This window comes from Pararhizobium sp. O133, assembly GCF_051669845.1.
Classification (GTDB): domain Bacteria; phylum Pseudomonadota; class Alphaproteobacteria; order Rhizobiales; family Rhizobiaceae; genus Pararhizobium.
Genome location: NZ_CP196426.1, coordinates 2,619,019 through 2,635,962, shown reverse-complemented (window position 1 = coordinate 2,635,962; position 16,944 = coordinate 2,619,019). Strand labels below are relative to the sequence as shown.

Genomic DNA, 16,944 nt, shown 5'->3' with positions numbered 1-16,944 from the left:
ACAAGACAAGACACATGCGCCATTAAAAAGTAACACCGGACATTTCGGCCCGGCGTTGAGCGGGTCTTTAAGGCCAAGCCACGGAAATGTCAACAAGCAGTTGAGATGCATTCAATGAGACGATATAAATGAGCTGAAAGGAGTTTGCGATGCAGACGACATTGAAGATCGATGATGATGTTCTCCATGCTGCTCAACGCCTTGCAGAGCGAGATGGCCTTGCTGTCGATCAGGTAATTTCGGATATGGCCCGACGCGGCATGGGTATGTCCGCCTATATCGCGCGCCGCAACGGTTTCCCCGTTCTGGTCCGTCCCGGCGGCCAAACCGTTACGTTGGAGATGGTCAACGCTTTGCGCGACGAGGAATACGATGGCTTCCTGAACGAAAATGAAGAAAGATGACGCTTCTGCTCGACGTCAATGTTCTCATCGCATTGGCAGACAGTGGACACAGCCATCATTTAGTTGCCTCCAACTGGTTTGAAAAATTCGGGCAAACCGATTGGGCGACCTGCCCGTTAACCGAAAATGGCATGATCCGTATTTTATCGAATCCTCGTTACGGCAATCCAACACCGAATGCCGCAATGGCGACGGAACTCCTTCATTTGCTCCGCCTCTCGGGCAAGCATTCCTTCTGGCATGACGATATCAGTTTGGCGAATTCCAAAATATTCGTCCGGGATAAGCTTACCTCGAAACATACCACGGACACCTACCTCCTGGGGCTCGCAAAGGCTCACGGTGGGCAGCTGGCAACCTTCGACCGCCGCCTGTCCGCGCGTGCCGTCATCGGCGGTACGGACGCACTTCATTTGATCGAGTAGCTACTCCGCCGCGCTGCGGGTTGCCGCATCGTCATAGACGGCATCGGCGGCACCTGGGGCCGTTTCCACCTGCAGATCCGGAAACGCGACGATGCGTTTGCCGGCAAGGTCGCTGTGGACGACGATAAGCCCCTGCTCCTCGAAATAGCCGAGCAGGCGGCGGGCGCGGCGGGCGGAATGCGTGCCATAGGCGCGTGCGATCATTGCGTCCGAGGGACATGGCAGATTGCGCACGGCCGACTGCGCCACCAGCAGGAACACGCCCTGCAGATCATCCGTGACATTGCGCGACAGGTTGAGCGCCGAAGCCCATATATCACTGGCGGCGGTCTCCGCATCGACGCCGGAGCGGGCAACGGCCATCTTGCGGCGGAAGGCGCTGAGCGAAAGCGGTGCGCCGGGCACTCGCCGGATTCGGCAGCGAACGAGAAAATCCTGGAACAGTTCGGCGTCGGCACGGAAAGCAGCGTCCGGATTCTCGAGGATTTCCGCCAGCAAGCCATCGAGCAGCGCGTCCCTTTCCATTGCCGGCATTTCCGGCACAGGCACCCTGGGTTCCGTCAGCGCGACCGGCTCAGGGCGCGGTCGGGACAGTTCGGCCAGGATGTCAGTTGCCGGGCGCGGCTGGGCGCTGGGGCGGCGGACGATCGGGCGGATCAGTTCGTCCGGGTCCGGCGTGAAGATCAGGTCCTCGACATCGGCGACGGCTTCCGGCAGCGGCGTCAGCTTCGGGCTGGTCGACCGGGCCGACGTCTCGACATTGCCGATGGTGACCGGCAGCGGCCGGCGCGACAGAGCCGGGCCAAGTGCGACGAAGGAGCCGCGCTTCAGGTCGCGGAACATCTCGGCGGTACGCCGGTCCATGCCGAGCAGGTCGGCGGCGCGCGCCATGTCGATATCGAGAAAGGTGCGCCCCATCAGGAAGTTGGACGCTTCGGCGGCGACGTTCTTGGCGAGCTTGGCCAGACGCTGGGTGGCGATGACGCCCGCCAATCCGCGTTTACGGCCACGGCACATCAGGTTGGTCATGGCGCCGAGCGAGACCTTGCGCGCCTCTTCCGAGACGTCGCCGGCAACCGACGGTGCAAACATCTGCGCTTCGTCGACGACGACGAGAACCGGATACCAGTGGTCCCGGTCGGCATCGAACATGGCGTTGAGGAAGATGCCGGCACACCGCATCTGCTGCTCGATATCCAGACCTTCGAGCGACAGGACGCAGGAGACGCGATGCTGGCGGATGCGGGTGGCGATGCCGATCAGTTCGGCTTCCGTGCGTTCACCCTCGATCACCACATGGCCGAACTTATCGGCCAGCGTGACGAAATCACCTTCGGGGTCGATGATGCATTGCTGCACCCAGGGAGCGGACTGTTCCAAGAGGCGGCGCAGCAGATGCGACTTGCCGGAGCCGGAATTGCCCTGCACCAGAAGTCGAGTCGCCAGAAGTTCCTCGATATCGAGCGGAACGGATGCGCCGTCGGACGCCGTCCCCATATCGATGCCGACTTTCATATCCACCTCGTTTAAAATGCCATGCCGGATGCGCCGCCACGAACCCGCAAGCAACTAGCCTTACCACCGTTTCCCGTGGCTTGCGCCCCAAGCCGGACAAGAACCCACAACTAAGACGAATTTCGTTTACCGTATCGTCAGCCCGAAACCCTGCATCAGGCGGCGGGTGGTGAAATCCGGATTGCCGGATGTGAAGACGGCGGGATCGATGCCGATCAGTGGCTCGAACGCGTCCGGCAACGGCACGAGACTGCGTGCTCGCCGCGCAATCGCCTCGGCCGGATCCAGCCAATCGACGGGCCAGGGCGCCAGACGCCGGAAGACATTGGCCATGAAGGGATAATGCGTGCAGGCGAGCACGACGATATCGGTCTTCCTGCCGTCCTTCTCGACGAAACATTGCTCGATCTCGGACAAGACTGCCGCGTCCTCGATCGGCTCACCGCGAATATAAGCTTCCGCCATGCGGGCGAGGTTTTCGGAACCGACGAGCCGCACATGGCATTGCGAGGCGAAGGACTGGATGAGATCGCGCGTGTAGGCGCGCTTGACCGTTCCGGGCGTTGCGAGAACCGAGACGAGACCGGAGCGTGTGCGCTCCGCCGCCGGTTTGATCGCCGGCACCGTGCCAACGAAGGGCATCTGCGGAAACGCGGCGCGCAGATCGGCGCCCACAAGCGTGAAGGCGGTGTTGCAGGCGATGATGCAGATTTCCGGGTCGTGCTGCGCCAGCAGGTGGCCAAACAGGGCGATGACGTGCTCTCGCAAAGCCTCTTCTTCCCAGCCACCATAGGGAAAGCCGGCATCATCGGCGACATAGATGAAATGCCGCTCCGGCATCAGCACGCGGGCCTCGCGCAGCACGGTGAGGCCGCCGATACCGCTGTCGAAGACGAGGATGGGTTTCAACTCAGATGTCGTCACCAGGGTTTTCGATCTTCTGCTCATCGGAGCGATGGCGGGAATCAATGGGAGCACCGGCACCGCGCGGCTGTTCGCGGGTAAACCTGTCGAGACAGGATATGACGCCGCGGACCAGCCGGATTTCCGATGCGGTGAACGCTGGACGTGTCAGCACGGCCCGCAGGTTGTCGACCAATTTCGGCTTTTTGGCGATAGGCCGGAAATATCCCCTCGCCTCCAGCGCTTCCTCGGCGTGGTCGAACAGACCCTGAAGTTCGTCCTTGGTCGCCGGTTGCTGTGGCAGGGCTTGGAACGACGTTTGCGCTGGCGATTCCATTGATGTCTTCAGCCATTCATAGGACATCAGCAGCACGGCCTGTGCCAGATTGAGCGACGCAAAGGCCGGGTTGACCGGAAAAGTGACGATCTCGTCGGCCAGCGCCACTTCTTCATTGGTGAGCCCGGTGCGCTCGCGCCCGAACAGGATGCCCGTCGCCTCCCCAATGTTGAATCTACTGCGTAGCGTTTCGGCGGCGATCAGCGGCGAGCGCACGGGCTTGTAGCCATAGCGGTCGCGCGCGGTCGTTGCATAGACGAAATTGAGATCGGCAATCGCTTCCGGCAGCGTCTCGTAGACCTTGGCGGCATCGATGACATGGTCGGCACGGCTGGCGACGGATCGGGCCTTTTCGCTCGGCCAGCCGTCACGGGGGCTGACCAGCCGCAACTCCGACAGGCCAAAATTGGCCATGGCACGCGCCACCATGCCGATATTCTCGCCCAACTGCGGATGAACCAGAATGATTGCCGGCCCTTCCGTCAGAAGCACGCGTTCGCTGTTGGTCCCTGCCATTGCCTTGCCTTCCCGGATATCTGGGCGCCTCACTGGCACAAAGCGGCGAGAAAATCAAAAAAGATCATCGGCAGGGCTCGATCACGGTTTCGCCCGCCGCTCCAGCCAGGCCTTCAGCGAAAACCACTCTCCCTCATCGACGAAACGCAGCACGTCATCGATCCGGTCCGGACCCGAGGACGGTTCGTCCTTCTTGAGAAAGAACATCAGGCGAATGGATCGCGCGGCGGCACCGTCGCAGGACGGCAGGTCCATCCTCACCTCGATCCTATCAGGCGTATCGCCGCGGGTCCGATCCGTGACGGCAGTCTTGCCGATCGGGCACCTGTTGACATCGCCCGTCATCGGATCGGTCTCGAACAGTGCCACATCGCCTTGCTTGCGCGACGTCTTCAGTGCCTCCGCATAGGCATCGACGAAATCGCCGCTGAAGTCGTTCAGCATTTGGATCTCGGTGAAATAGGGCGCGCGGCGATCCGGCTCGTCCAGCGAATTGACGACAATTCGGTCAACGTAGCTGCGCACCAGTTCCTCGCGGGTATCGGCGAGAGCCGGTCCCGCCAACACCAACGATGCCACACATACCGCCTTCATCCTCATCGCGTTTCCCGCTTTTGCTTTATCCAGGCGTTTTCAATGAACGCGAATTCGGCGACAGCCGGCTACTGCCCGCCGGCTCCCTGGCTTGCGATCGCTTGCAACTCCGCCTTGAGGGAACCAGCGTCACCGGTACGGACGATATCGTCGATCACCTCTTTGCCTCCCTCCTCGATGACCATGAAGTGCAACTCGCTGGGCTTCCAGTCGGCCGCCCGTTCACCGAAACAATGGGTGTTGTCGAAGGTCACCGTCACATCGCTCTTGCCGGCCGTTTCGGGACCGGCGACCACAGAGAGGTCCTTGATCGAGCAACTGTCCTGCCCGCTGACGATGACATCGTAGTCGAACGGCGAATCGCCCTCGTCATAGGCCGGGAATTTCGCCGCCTCCTGATAGGCCTTGACGAAATCGGCGCTATAGATGCGGCCAAGACGGGCGGCCGAGAAGTAATCCTCGCCCTGTTGCGGCTCTTCCGCCCAGCCCTTGACCGCTTCCTGCATGATCTCGTTGACGGGTGTGGCCGGATCGGCCGCATAGGCGGTCGCGGCGATGGCTGCAACAACGAGGAACGGAAAGAACACCTTCATCGAAATCTCCAGAAAACCGATTCGGCTGCAGACAATCCTCCGGTTTGACACGCGGGTCAAATGCCGGTTGCGGCATGGACTTTCACGCCGGCTTTCAGGGCAAACTTCGTCGAAAGTTTCGGGAACGCACGCTTTGCCTTGCGCATGCACAATGCTATAGCGCAACAGGTTTCACGTTCACGAAGCGGGGCATTCGCACCCCTCCCAAGTTACGAGGCATTTTCCAATGACAAAGATCAAGGTCGCCAATCCGGTCGTCGAGCTCGACGGCGATGAAATGACCCGCATCATCTGGCAGTTCATCAAGGATAAGCTGATCCATCCCTATCTGGATATCGATCTGGAATATTACGACCTCGGCATGGAAAACCGCGATGCCACCGACGACCAGGTAACGATCGATGCGGCAAACGCCATCAAGAAGCACGGCGTCGGCGTCAAATGCGCGACCATCACCCCGGACGAGCAGCGCGTCGAGGAATTCAAGCTGAAGAAGATGTGGAAGTCGCCGAACGGCACGATCCGCAACATTTTGGGCGGCGTCATCTTCCGCGAACCGATCATCTGCAAGAACGTACCGCGGCTCGTTCCCGGCTGGACCAAGCCGATCATCGTCGGCCGCCATGCCTTCGGCGACCAATACCGCGCCACCGACTTCAAGTTCCCCGGCAAGGGCAAGCTGACGATGAAATTCGTCGGTGAGGACGGCACGGAAATCGAGCATGAAGTCTATGATGCGCCGGCCGCCGGCGTTGCCATGGGCATGTACAATCTCGACGAATCGATCACCGATTTCGCCCGCGCCTCGCTGAACTACGGCCTGCAGCGCAACGTTCCGGTCTATCTCTCGACCAAGAACACCATCCTCAAGGTCTATGACGGCCGCTTCAAGGATATCTTCCAGAAGGTGTTCGACGAGGAATTCGCCGATAAGTTCAAGGCGGCCAAGCTCTGGTACGAACACCGCCTGATCGACGACATGGTCGCTTCGGCGCTGAAATGGTCGGGCGGTTATGTCTGGGCCTGCAAGAACTATGACGGCGACGTCCAGTCCGACATCGTCGCGCAGGGTTTTGGCTCGCTCGGCCTGATGACCTCGGTTTTGATGACGCCGGACGGCAAGACGGTGGAAGCCGAGGCCGCGCACGGCACAGTGACGCGCCACTACCGCCAGCACCAGAAGGGCGAGGAAACTTCGACCAACTCGATCGCCTCGATCTTTGCCTGGACCCGTGGCCTTGCCCACCGCGCCAAGCTCGACAACAATGCCGAGCTGACGAAGTTCGCGGATACGCTGGAAAAAGTCTGCGTCGATACCGTCGAATCCGGCTTCATGACCAAGGACCTGGCGCTCCTCATCGGACCCGACCAGCCCTGGCTCTCGACCACCGGCTTCCTCGACAAGATCGACGAAAACCTGCGCAAGGCCATGGCTGCCTAGACGCAGCCAGAAAGATGCAAGCTGTGAGAAACCCGGTTCTGCCGGGTTTTTCTTTAGACCCGAGATACCGCGCCTTGCGCATGAAACGCCTCGGCCCAGCTTCCGATGAGCCCGACCACTTCGGCCGGCGGTCGCGACAGGCCGGCGCCGCTCATGCACACGCCTTCAAAGCCAAGCCTCCGGTTGGCGGAGCGGGTCATCCGGACCGTGCGGGTGAATTGCTGGGTCTTTTCCGCCTCCGGTGACAAAAGCAGTTCGATAATCGGCTGCTTGCGGTAATCGACGAGCCGCACGGCGAGAATATCGCGCCAATGGATCGGTTCCAGGGACACGTCCCGCGCGATCAGGCCGTTCTCGGTGAATTCCAGAACCGGCTTGGTCTCGAACAGCCGGGGCACCAGCAGAATGCCGCAGGCGCCGAAGAACAACGCACCGATAATGCCCATGAACAGTTCGAACGAACCCGCTCCCTGATCGGCATATCCGATCTGCGCAATCCAGATGCTGCCGGCAACAAATAGTATGGCTCCAAGAAGCAGCATGGCCGTCTTCAATTTCGAGCGTTGAATTATAATCGGGTGGTCAGTCATATCCTCTCCAAATTTCGCTGATCGCCACCTGGGCAGATTATGCCAACGTGCCGTCAATTCCATGGGGTTCGAAGTGGATTTTTTATCGAACAAAATCAACGGCTCTCGCGTTGAACACGTGAAATTGCGATTTTTTCGGAACCTTTTTCTCTCCCGGTCGTTCGCGAATTGAACCCTCGCATGCTGCGCTGCATGCAAACCCTCCGCACAAACGCGAAATGGATACATGACCTCCTCAGAGAAAATATCGCATCTGCCACGCATTGCACTCATCTCAACCCATGGATATGTCGCCGCCGAACCGCCGCTGGGCGCCGCCGATACGGGCGGACAGGTGGTCTATGTCATCGAACTCGCGCGCAAGCTGGCGCTACTCGGCCATGAGGTCGACATCTACACCCGTCGCTTCGAGGACCAACCGGAATTCGACGAGGTCGACGAGCGCGTGCGCGTCATCCGCATTCCCTGCGGCGGACCGGATTTCATCCCCAAGGAATACCTTTACAGTCACCTGATGGAATGGTGCGAAAACGCCGTCCGCTTCATCCGCCGCAACAATTTCACCTATACGTTGATCAACAGCCACTATTGGGATGCCGGTATCGCGGGCCAGCGCGTCTCGGAAGCCCTCGGCGTCACCCATATCCACACACCGCATTCGCTGGGCCTCTGGAAAAAGAGGCAAATGGAGACCGACTATCCCGACAAGGCCGACACGTTCGAAAAGGAGTTTAACTTTTCCGAACGCATCAAGCACGAGCTGATCATCTACCGCTCCTGCAGCATGGTCATCGCCACGACGCCGATCCAGGTGGAGGTGCTGGTCAACGACTACAACCTGCCGCGCGACCGGGTCCACATGATTCCACCCGGTTATGACGACAATCGTTTCTTCCCGGTTTCGCGGGCAACACGCGAGATGGCCCGCCAGCGCTTCGGTTTCGAGGGCAAGGTGGTCATGGCCATGGGTCGTCTGGCCACCAATAAGGGTTATGATCTGCTGATCGACGGGTTTTCGGTCCTGGCAGAACGCGAGCCCGAAGCGCGCCTTCATCTCGCGGTGGGTGGGGAGAACATGGACGCCCAGGATACCGTGATCTTTAAACAACTGAAGGAGCGCGTCGCCACACTTGGTTTGGAGGACAAGGTTGTCTTCTCGGGCTTCGTCACGGAAGAGGATCTGCCGGATTTTTACCGCGCCGCCGACGTCTTCGTGCTGTCGAGCCGCTACGAACCCTTCGGCATGACGGCGATCGAGGCGATGGCGAGCGGTACGCCGACGGTCATCACCATCCATGGCGGCCTGTTCCGGGCGGTCAGCTATGGGCGGCACGCGCTGTTTGCCGATCCGTTCGACAAATATGATCTTGGCATCACCATAATGAAGCCGCTGAAACATGAGCGGCTGGCCGGCCGTCTGTCGCGCATGGGCGCGCACAAGGCCCGCAGCCTCTTCACCTGGACCGGCATTGCGCAACAACTGATCGGTGTCGTCGAGGGACGGCCGATGCCGCAGGCCATGGATGACAACGAATGGGCAGAGCCGTGGACGGACGGAGATTGAGGCCGGTCCGCATCGTCTGTTGCGATATCGACGGGACGCTGGCCGGGAACCGGCCGGCGGAAGCACGGTTTCGCGAGGCATGGAACAGCCTGCCGCCGGATCGCCGGCCATTGCTGGTGCTGAACAGCGGCCGGCTGATCGAGGACCAGCGCGCCTTTATCGCGACCACCGCCCTGCCCAAACCGGACATCTATATCGGCGGCGTCGGCACGATGCTGCACAATGAGCTGGAGCCGTCCCATTCCGATCTCTATGCCCAATCGATCGGCGCTGGTTTCGACCGCGAATTGATCGCCCGGGCGCTGCAGGACGTTCCCGACCTTCAAATCCAGCCGGATGAGTATCAACATGCGCAGAAATCCAGCTGGTATCTGCACAATGCCGATACCGTGATCTTGACGCCCATCGAGCAGCGGCTTGCCGAAGCCGGGCTTGTGGCCCGTCTCATCTATTCCAGTAACCGTGATCTCGATATTCTGCCGGATGGGATAGACAAGGGCGCAGCCCTGTCCTGGCTCTGCCGCCAGCTTGGCCTGACCCATGACGAGGTCGTCGTCGCCGGCGACACCGGCAACGACATGAGCATGTTCGAACTGCCGGGCATACGCGGTATCATTGTCGGCAATGCCCTGCCCGAGCTCAAATCCATCGCGAATGGCCGATCGGATATCTATGGCTCAAGCGAATTGATGGCCGATGGCGTTCTGGACGGACTGAAACACTGGGGTGTTTTCGGTTGAACCACCGATTCCGGGCGGAACCCTGCGAATTATTAGCCGGCTATCGGCTGTCAAGAGCTCCCCCGATCGGATAGGCCGATCGGGGGGGGAATCTTCTCCTACTTGAGCGGCAGGTAAATATCCGTCAGCAATTCCGTCGGTGCCGTGTCGCGCGGATTGTCGATATATTCCTCGAACATCACGGTGTCGCGTAACGCCCGGCCGGAGGTCGGCAGCCATTCACCGTAGAGCCATTGATAGGCCTTGTGCATATCAGCGTATGGTCCCTTGTGGCGCAGCACCGCATAATCGCCGCCATCCAGATGCCGGTTCACCAGCGGTGCCTCGACCGGCACGCCCTCGCCGCCGGTGACGCAGGCAAAGGACCGAAGCTTATCCTTCGGCACAAGGTCGGGATCGTCCAGATAAACACCGATCATCTTCATGTCCGGCCTGAAAAGCTGGCGCGCCTGCAGCGTGCCGCCCAGCGTTTCGAAGGCGCGGCCAATGCCCATATAGGAGCCGGTATGGCTCACCCCGACCAAGTCGCGCGGAGCAATCGTTTTCATCGTGACGTCGTACATCTCGCCCAGTCCTTTTCCGTTTGTCGATTGAAAGACAGTGTGGCTGCCCTGCCTGCGATAACGGGCCGGCGGCATGCCGAACACCGATTTGAAAATCCGGTTGAAGGATTGCAGGTTGGGATAGCCTGTTCGTCTTGCGATCTCCTCGACGGAAAGACTGGTGCTTACCAGATCACCGGCCGCCCGATGCAGCCTGAGCCGCTTGACGGTCGCAGCCAGCGTCTCGCCGTGAACTGCCCGGTAAATCCGATGCCAGTGATGCGGCGACAGGCAGGCGATGGCCGAGAGACGATCGAGATCGAGTTCCTCGTCCAGATGATCATGGATATAGGCCGATACGCGCCGTAGACGCTGCTCATAAACCGCCCAGATGCTGTCTTCCTTCATGCCGATCCTCACACAAGTCGAACGGCCGGACAGAACCACATCCGGATTTGACAAATCCTGCGGACTTGGCCTTACAGCGCCGCGCGTCAAATATGACGCGCAAAGGTCGCTGTAACACTTTTAAGATGCTGCATAATTTTATCCTTAAATCGATTCCGATTTAAGGAATTATGCAGTAAGCCCCGGATAAAGAAAAACCGGACCTTTCAGCCCGGTTTCTCGATGTGTTTCAAAAGGCGCAAGCCGGCTTACCCGGCCAGAGCCGCGCCCACCGCGTCGATTGCTTCCTTGGCTTTGGTGCCGTCCGGACCACCGGCCTGGGCCATGTCGGGACGGCCGCCGCCGCCCTTGCCGCCCAAGGTTGCGGAGGCGATGCGGACGAGATCGACGGCGCTGAAGCGGACGGTCAGATCGTCGGTGACGGCGACAACGGCACTGGCCTTGCCGTCTTCCGACACGCCGACGAAGGTGACGACACCCGAACCGAGACTCGTCTTGCCGTCATCGGCAAGGCTCTTCAAATCCTTCGGCTCGACGCCGGTCACGACCTTGCCGAGGAACTTGACGCCGCCGATCTCCTGGACCTGGTCGGCGGAACCGCCGGCATCGCCACCACCAAGCGCCAGCTTCTTCTTGGCCTCGTTCAGTTCGCGCTCCAGCTTTCGGCGCTCGTCCATCAGCGCTTCGACACGGGAGAGCACATCGGTCGGCTGAACTTTCAGCGTGCTGGCAAGCGTCTTCACCCGCTCGTCCTGCTCGTTGAGATAGGCCAGCGCCGCAGAACCAGTCAGGGCCTCCAGGCGGCGCACGCCGGCGCCGACGGCACTTTCGCCGACGATTCGCACCAGACCAATCTCGCCGGTGGCGCCGACATGGGTGCCGCCACAGAGTTCGACGGAATAGGGGCGGTTGGCCTTCGAGCCATGAAGGCCCTGCCCCATCGATACGACGCGAACCTCGTCGCCATACTTTTCGCCGAACAGCGCCATCGCGCCTTCCGCGATCGCGTCATCGACGCTCATCAGACGCGTCGTCACCGGCGTATTCTGGACGATGATCTCGTTGGCCATGTCCTCGACGACCTTCAGTTCGTCGGCCGACATCGGCTTTGGATGCGAGACGTCGAAGCGCAGGCGCTCGGGCGCCACCAGCGAGCCCTTCTGGGCCACATGCGTGCCGAGCACCTCGCGCATTGCTTCATGCAGCAGGTGGGTGGCCGAGTGATTGGCGCGCAGGCGCGAGCGTCTGCTATGATCGACGGTGAGCGCCGCCGCATCGCCGATCTTGACCGTGCCTTGATCGATGACACAGGCATGAACGAACAGGCCCTCGCCGCGCTTCTGCACATCGGTGACCGTCAGTTTTGCATGATCGGTCGAGATCACGCCGGTATCGCCCATCTGGCCGCCGGATTCGCCGTAGAACGGCGTCTGGTTGAACACGAGTTGGACGGTTTCGCCTGCCGACGCGGTCTCCATCGCCTTGCCGTCGCGCACGATCGCCTGGACAACGCCTTCGGCGGTTTCGGTGTCATAGCCGAGGAACTCGGTCGCACCGAGCTTTTCCTTCAGTTCGTACCAGATCGTCTCGGTCGCCTTGTCGCCTGAGCCGGACCAGGACGCGCGCGCCTCGGCCTTCTGGCGTTCCATCGCAGCGGAGAAGGCATCCGTATCGACGCCGATGCCTCGTGTGCGCAGCGCATCCTGGGTCAGGTCGAGCGGGAAGCCATAGGTGTCGTAAAGCTTGAAGGCGGTCTCGCCATTCAGTTGGTCGCCCTCGGCGAGATCGCTCGTCGCATCCGACAGGAGGCCAAGACCGCGTTCCAGCGTCTTGCGGAACCGGGTTTCTTCCAGCTTCAGCGTTTCAGAAATCAGCGATTCCGCCCGGATCAGCTCCGGATAGGCGCGGCCCATCTGGCCGACCAGCGCCGGCAGCAGTTTCCACATCAGCGGATCACGCGCACCAAGCAACTGCGCGTGACGCATGGCGCGGCGCATGATGCGGCGCAGCACATAGCCACGGCCTTCGTTCGACGGCAAAACGCCATCGGCGATGAGGAAGGCGGAGGCGCGCAGATGGTCGGCGATGACACGGTGGCTGGCGCGACGGTCGCCTTCGGCCTTGACGCCGGTCGCCTCTTCCGAGGCGGCAATCAGGGCGCGGAACAGGTCAATGTCGTAGTTGTCGTGCTTGCCCTGCAGCAGGGCGGCAACGCGCTCCAGGCCCATACCGGTGTCGATCGACGGGCGCGGGAGATTGACGCGCTCTTCCTTCGTCACCTGCTCGTACTGCATGAAGACGAGATTCCAGATTTCGATGAACCGGTCACCGTCCTCGTCTTTCGAGCCGGGAGGGCCACCCCAGATATGATCGCCGTGATCGTAGAAGATTTCCGAGCACGGGCCGCAGGGGCCGGTATCGCCCATTGCCCAGAAATTGTCGCTGGTCGGGATGCGGATGATCCGGTCATCGGACAGGCCGGCAATCTTCTTCCACAGGCCGAACGCCTCGTCGTCCGTGTGATAGACGGTGACCAGCAGGCGCTTCGCATCAATGGTGAAGTCCTTGGTGATCAGGTTCCAGGCAAGCTCGATCGCTTGTTCCTTGAAATAATCGCCGAAGGAGAAATTGCCGAGCATCTCGAAGAAGGTATGGTGGCGGGCCGTGTAGCCGACATTGTCGAGATCGTTGTGCTTGCCGCCGGCGCGCACGCATTTCTGCGCCGTTGCTGCCGTCGAATAGGGGCGCTGTTCCAGGCCGGTGAAGACGTTCTTGAACTGCACCATGCCGGCATTGGTGAACATCAAGGTCGGGTCGTTGCGCGGCACCAGCGGGCTCGACGATACGACCTCGTGACCATTCTTCTTGAAGTAGTCGAGGAACGTCGACCGGATTTCATTCACGCCGCTCATATTGCGCCCTTACCTCTTGCATCGGACCGTCCGCAGCCTACAAAGCTGAGCCGCGAACCGGAAAATTTTTCAAGATCGCAGGTTACCGGGTGTTCGCCGATCCCTGCCATCCATTTGGAACACAGGCTTTTATCGTTCGGGAAAACCCCTGTCCAGCGGACAAAAGAAAACCGGCCGCCCTTCAAGAGAGCGACCGGCAAAGACATGTCGAAAATCAGCGAATCTTACGCCAGTGCGGCATCATCATCGTCATCACCGGCTTCCGGGCCACCGTTTTCGAGGAACTTCTCGGCGATCAGGCCGGCATTCTGGCGAAGCGCAAGTTCAATCTCGCGCGCCGTATCCGGATTGTCGCGCAGGAACATCTTGGCGTTTTCGCGGCCCTGGCCGAGGCGCTGGCTGTTGTAGGAGAACCAGGCACCCGACTTTTCGACGATACCGGCCTTGACGCCGAGATCAACGAGTTCGCCGGTCTTCGATACGCCTTCGCCATACATGATGTCGAATTCGACCTGCTTGAAGGGCGGCGCCATCTTGTTCTTGACGACCTTGACCTTGGTCTGGTTGCCTACCACTTCCTCGCGGTCCTTGACGGCGCCGATACGGCGGATGTCGAGGCGGACGGAGGCATAGAACTTCAGCGCGTTGCCGCCCGTCGTGGTTTCCGGCGAGCCGAACATGACGCCGATCTTCATGCGGATCTGGTTGATGAAGATCACCATGCAGTTCGACTTGGAGATCGACGCCGTCAGCTTGCGCAGCGCCTGGCTCATCAGGCGGGCCTGCAGGCCCGGCAGGCTGTCGCCCATTTCGCCTTCGATTTCAGCGCGCGGCGTCAGGGCGGCGACGGAGTCGATGACGAGAACGTCGATCGCACCGGAGCGAACCAGCGTATCGGTGATTTCGAGCGCCTGCTCGCCCGTATCCGGCTGCGAGATCAGCAGGTTTTCCAGATCGACGCCAAGCTTGCGGGCATAGACCGGATCGAGCGCGTGTTCGGCGTCGACAAAGGCGCAGATGCCGCCTTTCTTCTGGGCTTCGGCAACCGTTTGCAAGGCGAGCGTCGTCTTGCCCGAGCTTTCCGGACCGTAGATTTCGATGATGCGGCCCTTCGGCAGGCCACCGATGCCCAGTGCGATGTCCAGGCTGAGAGAGCCCGTGGAAACGGTCTCGATCTCGACGATACTGTCTTTTCCACCGAGCTTCATGATCGATCCCTTGCCGAACGAACGTTCGATCTGGGACAGTGCCGCTTCAAGTGCCTTGCTTTTGTCCACCGATTTATCCTCTACAAGCCGCAAAGAGTTTTGTGCCATTTGATCCACCTTTAGGTTATGGAGGCTAATGAGGCAATGAAGCCGCCGATGAAAGCTATGTACACTTTTTGTTCTCATTTTACAAGAGCGAACTATCCATCTGAATCATAATAACAAACGAATGAGTGTTCTTTTCTTGTTCCGATATTCGCAACGAAGCACGAAAATGATCCGGTATTATACCTATCCACACTCTTGAAGAACGAATCGCCAGCAACGGCACATGGGAAATCGCATGACGGACAGAGTTGTTTCCATCTTCGGCGGCGCACATGTCGACCGCCGCGCGCGCATCGCCGGAACGACCGCTCCGGGCGCCAGCAATCCGGGGACATGGTTCGAGGAAGCGGGTGGCGGCGGCTTCAACGCGGCGCGGAACCTCGCCCGGCTTGGCCTCGAAGCGCGGATGATCAGCCCGCGCGGCGGTGATACGGCCGGCGAAACGGTGACGCTCGCGGCCGAGCATGCCGGCGTCATCGACCGGCCCTTCATCTTCCTTGACCGCAAGACTCCGAGCTATACCGCCATCCTCGAAAATGACGGCAATCTGGTGATCGCGCTGGCCGACATGGATCTCTATCGGCTGTTTTCGCCGCGCCGGCTGCAGCAGCGCGTCATGCGCGAAACCCTGTCAGAAAGCGACCTGATCGTCACCGACGCCAATCTGCCGGCGGAAACCATCGCCGCCCTGATCCGCAAGGCCGCGTCGGAATCAAAGATCACCGCCGGCATCGCGATCTCGCCGGCCAAGGTCGCGCGTTTCAGCGCGTGCCTTGCCAACATAGGCTTCCTGTTCATGAACGAGGCGGAGGCGCGGGCGCTGACGGAGGCGAATACCGAAGACGCGGCGCAATGGCCGGCGATCCTGCGTGCTGCCGGCCTCAGTGGCGGCGTCATTACCCGTGGCGGCAAGCCGGCCATCGCCTTCAAGGGCGACCGGATCGTCACCGTTTCTCCGCCCGCACTCGATCGGCTCGGCGATGTCACCGGCGCCGGTGACGCGCTCGCCGCCGGCTTTCTGTCGGCCCTTCTCGACGGACAGCCGCTCGAAACATGCCTGCGCACCGGCGTCGCGGCCGCCGTCATCACAGTCGGCTCGCCGCTCGCAGTCTCGGAAAAAATGTCGCGCGAAGCCATCGCCGAGGTGATTGGCCTTGTACCATCAGCCGAAATCCTGTCATGAACGCGCCTTCAAAAGAAAAGGACATGCGATGACCAAGCCAGTTTCCCCGTTCCTGCCGATGGAATATTCCAGCGAAGTCGCCGCCGCGAAGGCGCGCAACGCGCCCATCGTCGCGCTCGAATCGACGATCATTACCCATGGCATGCCGTTTCCCGGCAACCTGAACATGGCCCGCAGCGTCGAGGCGATCATCCGCGAGGAAGGTGCCGTGCCGGCAACGATCGCGGTGATCGACGGCGTGCTGCATATCGGCCTTGAATCTGCGCAGCTTGAAACGCTGGCGCAGACGGAAGGGGCGATGAAGCTGTCGCGCGCCGATCTCGCCTTCGCCATCGCCGAGCGCCGCACCGGTGCGACCACCGTTGCCGCGACGATGATCGCAGCCGCCCGCGCCGGCATTCGCGTCTTTGCCACCGGCGGTATCGGCGGCGTGCATCGCAAGGCGGAAGAAAGCTTCGACATCTCGGCCGATCTCGACGAACTGGCGCGCACCGGCGTCATCGTCGTCTGTGCCGGCGCCAAGGCGATCCTCGATATTCCGAAGACGCTGGAAGTGCTCGAAACCCGCGGCGTTCCCGTCGTCACCTATGACAGCGAGATCTTCCCGGCCTTCTGGTCGCGCGACAGCGGCCTGAAGAGCCCGCTGATGCTCAACAGCCCGGCGGCGATCGCCAATTTCCAGAAGATGCGCGACCTGCTCGGTGTCGACGGCGGCATGCTGATCGCCAATCCGGTTCCCGAGAAAAACGAAATCCCCCGCGAGGAGATGGAAATCTATATCACCCGCGCCCTCGACAACGCCGACCGCGACGAAATCACCGGCAAGGCTGTCACACCCTACCTGCTCGACAACATCTTCGGCCTGACCGACGGCCGCAGCCTTGAAACCAATATTGCGCTCGTTGAAAACAACGCCCGTCTCGCGGCCGAAATCGCCGTCGCCATGACCGTCGAATAAGGA

16 protein-coding genes are annotated in these 16,944 nt (G+C 60.7%); 7 read left to right on the top strand and 9 right to left on the bottom strand.

The features are described from left to right. Positions 1-149: 149 nt before the first annotated feature. The gene (locus ACST81_RS12565) at positions 150-404 is read left to right on the top strand and encodes a CopG family transcriptional regulator (RefSeq protein WP_438748099.1); all 255 of its coding nucleotides are present in this window, start codon (positions 150-152) and stop codon (positions 402-404) included. Next, the gene (locus ACST81_RS12560; RefSeq protein ID WP_438748097.1) at positions 401-829 is read left to right on the top strand and encodes a TA system VapC family ribonuclease toxin; all 429 of its coding nucleotides are present in this window, start codon (positions 401-403) and stop codon (positions 827-829) included. Before ACST81_RS12565 ends, ACST81_RS12560 begins: the two co-directional genes overlap by 4 nt. On the opposite strand, the gene ACST81_RS12555 is transcribed toward ACST81_RS12560, so the two are convergent. The 5 genes from ACST81_RS12555 to ACST81_RS12535 all read right to left on the bottom strand — a co-directional run bounded on the left by ACST81_RS12555 (position 830) and on the right by ACST81_RS12535 (position 5,287). Then, positions 830-2,344 carry a helicase HerA domain-containing protein gene (locus tag ACST81_RS12555; protein WP_438748095.1) on the bottom strand — a complete coding sequence of 505 codons (1,515 nt, stop codon included), beginning with the start codon at positions 2,342-2,344 and terminating at the stop codon, positions 830-832. A gap of 126 nt (positions 2,345-2,470) precedes the next feature. Beyond that, on the bottom strand, positions 2,471-3,268 hold the full coding sequence (murI, locus tag ACST81_RS12550) for a glutamate racemase (protein ID WP_438748092.1): 798 nt from the start codon (positions 3,266-3,268) through the stop codon (positions 2,471-2,473). Continuing rightward, positions 3,255-4,100, bottom strand: coding sequence for an RNA methyltransferase (locus ACST81_RS12545; RefSeq protein WP_438748091.1), 846 nt, complete (start codon positions 4,098-4,100; stop codon positions 3,255-3,257). The genes murI and ACST81_RS12545 overlap by 14 nt, the downstream gene beginning before the upstream one ends. A gap of 81 nt (positions 4,101-4,181) precedes the next feature. Next, on the bottom strand, positions 4,182-4,694 hold the full coding sequence (locus ACST81_RS12540; RefSeq protein WP_438748088.1) for a hypothetical protein: 513 nt from the start codon (positions 4,692-4,694) through the stop codon (positions 4,182-4,184). Between the two features lie 68 nt (positions 4,695-4,762). Beyond that, entirely contained in the window at positions 4,763-5,287 is a 525-nt protein-coding gene (locus ACST81_RS12535; protein WP_438748086.1) for a hypothetical protein, read from the bottom strand. Positions 5,288-5,513: 226 nt separating this feature from the next. Here ACST81_RS12535 and ACST81_RS12530 point away from each other — a divergent pair, with 226 nt between their 5' ends. After that, positions 5,514-6,728 (top strand): NADP-dependent isocitrate dehydrogenase, encoded by a 1,215-nt coding sequence (locus ACST81_RS12530; RefSeq protein WP_438748084.1) that lies wholly within the window; start codon positions 5,514-5,516, stop codon positions 6,726-6,728. A gap of 53 nt (positions 6,729-6,781) precedes the next feature. Here the strand turns inward: ACST81_RS12530 and ACST81_RS12525 are convergent, their stop codons facing one another. Continuing rightward, the gene (locus ACST81_RS12525) at positions 6,782-7,270 is read right to left on the bottom strand and encodes an STM3941 family protein (protein WP_438748082.1); all 489 of its coding nucleotides are present in this window, start codon (positions 7,268-7,270) and stop codon (positions 6,782-6,784) included. Positions 7,271-7,544: 274 nt separating this feature from the next. On the opposite strand from ACST81_RS12525, the gene ACST81_RS12520 reads away from it, so the two are divergent. Continuing rightward, positions 7,545-8,882 (top strand): glycosyltransferase family 4 protein, encoded by a 1,338-nt coding sequence (locus ACST81_RS12520; RefSeq protein WP_438748080.1) that lies wholly within the window; start codon positions 7,545-7,547, stop codon positions 8,880-8,882. Continuing rightward, positions 8,852-9,622: an HAD-IIB family hydrolase gene (locus ACST81_RS12515; protein ID WP_438748078.1), complete on the top strand. Its 771-nt coding sequence runs from the start codon at positions 8,852-8,854 to the stop codon at positions 9,620-9,622. Before ACST81_RS12520 ends, ACST81_RS12515 begins: the two co-directional genes overlap by 31 nt. 98 nt (positions 9,623-9,720) lie before the next feature. On the opposite strand, the gene ACST81_RS12510 is transcribed toward ACST81_RS12515, so the two are convergent. The 3 genes from ACST81_RS12510 to recA form a co-directional block, all read right to left on the bottom strand. Then, positions 9,721-10,572, bottom strand: a complete 852-nt coding sequence (locus ACST81_RS12510; protein WP_438748076.1) for an AraC family transcriptional regulator — start codon at positions 10,570-10,572, stop codon at positions 9,721-9,723. Positions 10,573-10,820: 248 nt separating this feature from the next. Next, the gene (gene alaS / locus ACST81_RS12505) at positions 10,821-13,484 is read right to left on the bottom strand and encodes an alanine--tRNA ligase (protein WP_438748074.1); all 2,664 of its coding nucleotides are present in this window, start codon (positions 13,482-13,484) and stop codon (positions 10,821-10,823) included. 224 nt (positions 13,485-13,708) lie between these two features. Then, entirely contained in the window at positions 13,709-14,800 is a 1,092-nt protein-coding gene (gene recA, locus ACST81_RS12500) for a recombinase RecA (protein ID WP_438748073.1), read from the bottom strand. A gap of 235 nt (positions 14,801-15,035) precedes the next feature. Here recA and ACST81_RS12495 point away from each other — a divergent pair, with 235 nt between their 5' ends. Together ACST81_RS12495 and ACST81_RS12490 are read left to right on the top strand one after the other, a co-directional pair. Beyond that, a complete protein-coding gene (locus ACST81_RS12495; RefSeq protein ID WP_438748071.1) occupies positions 15,036-15,983 on the top strand; it encodes a carbohydrate kinase family protein in 948 nt (315 codons plus the stop codon). A gap of 28 nt (positions 15,984-16,011) precedes the next feature. After that, positions 16,012-16,941: a pseudouridine-5'-phosphate glycosidase gene (locus ACST81_RS12490; protein ID WP_438748069.1), complete on the top strand. Its 930-nt coding sequence runs from the start codon at positions 16,012-16,014 to the stop codon at positions 16,939-16,941. The last annotated feature ends 3 nt before the right edge of the window (positions 16,942-16,944 follow it).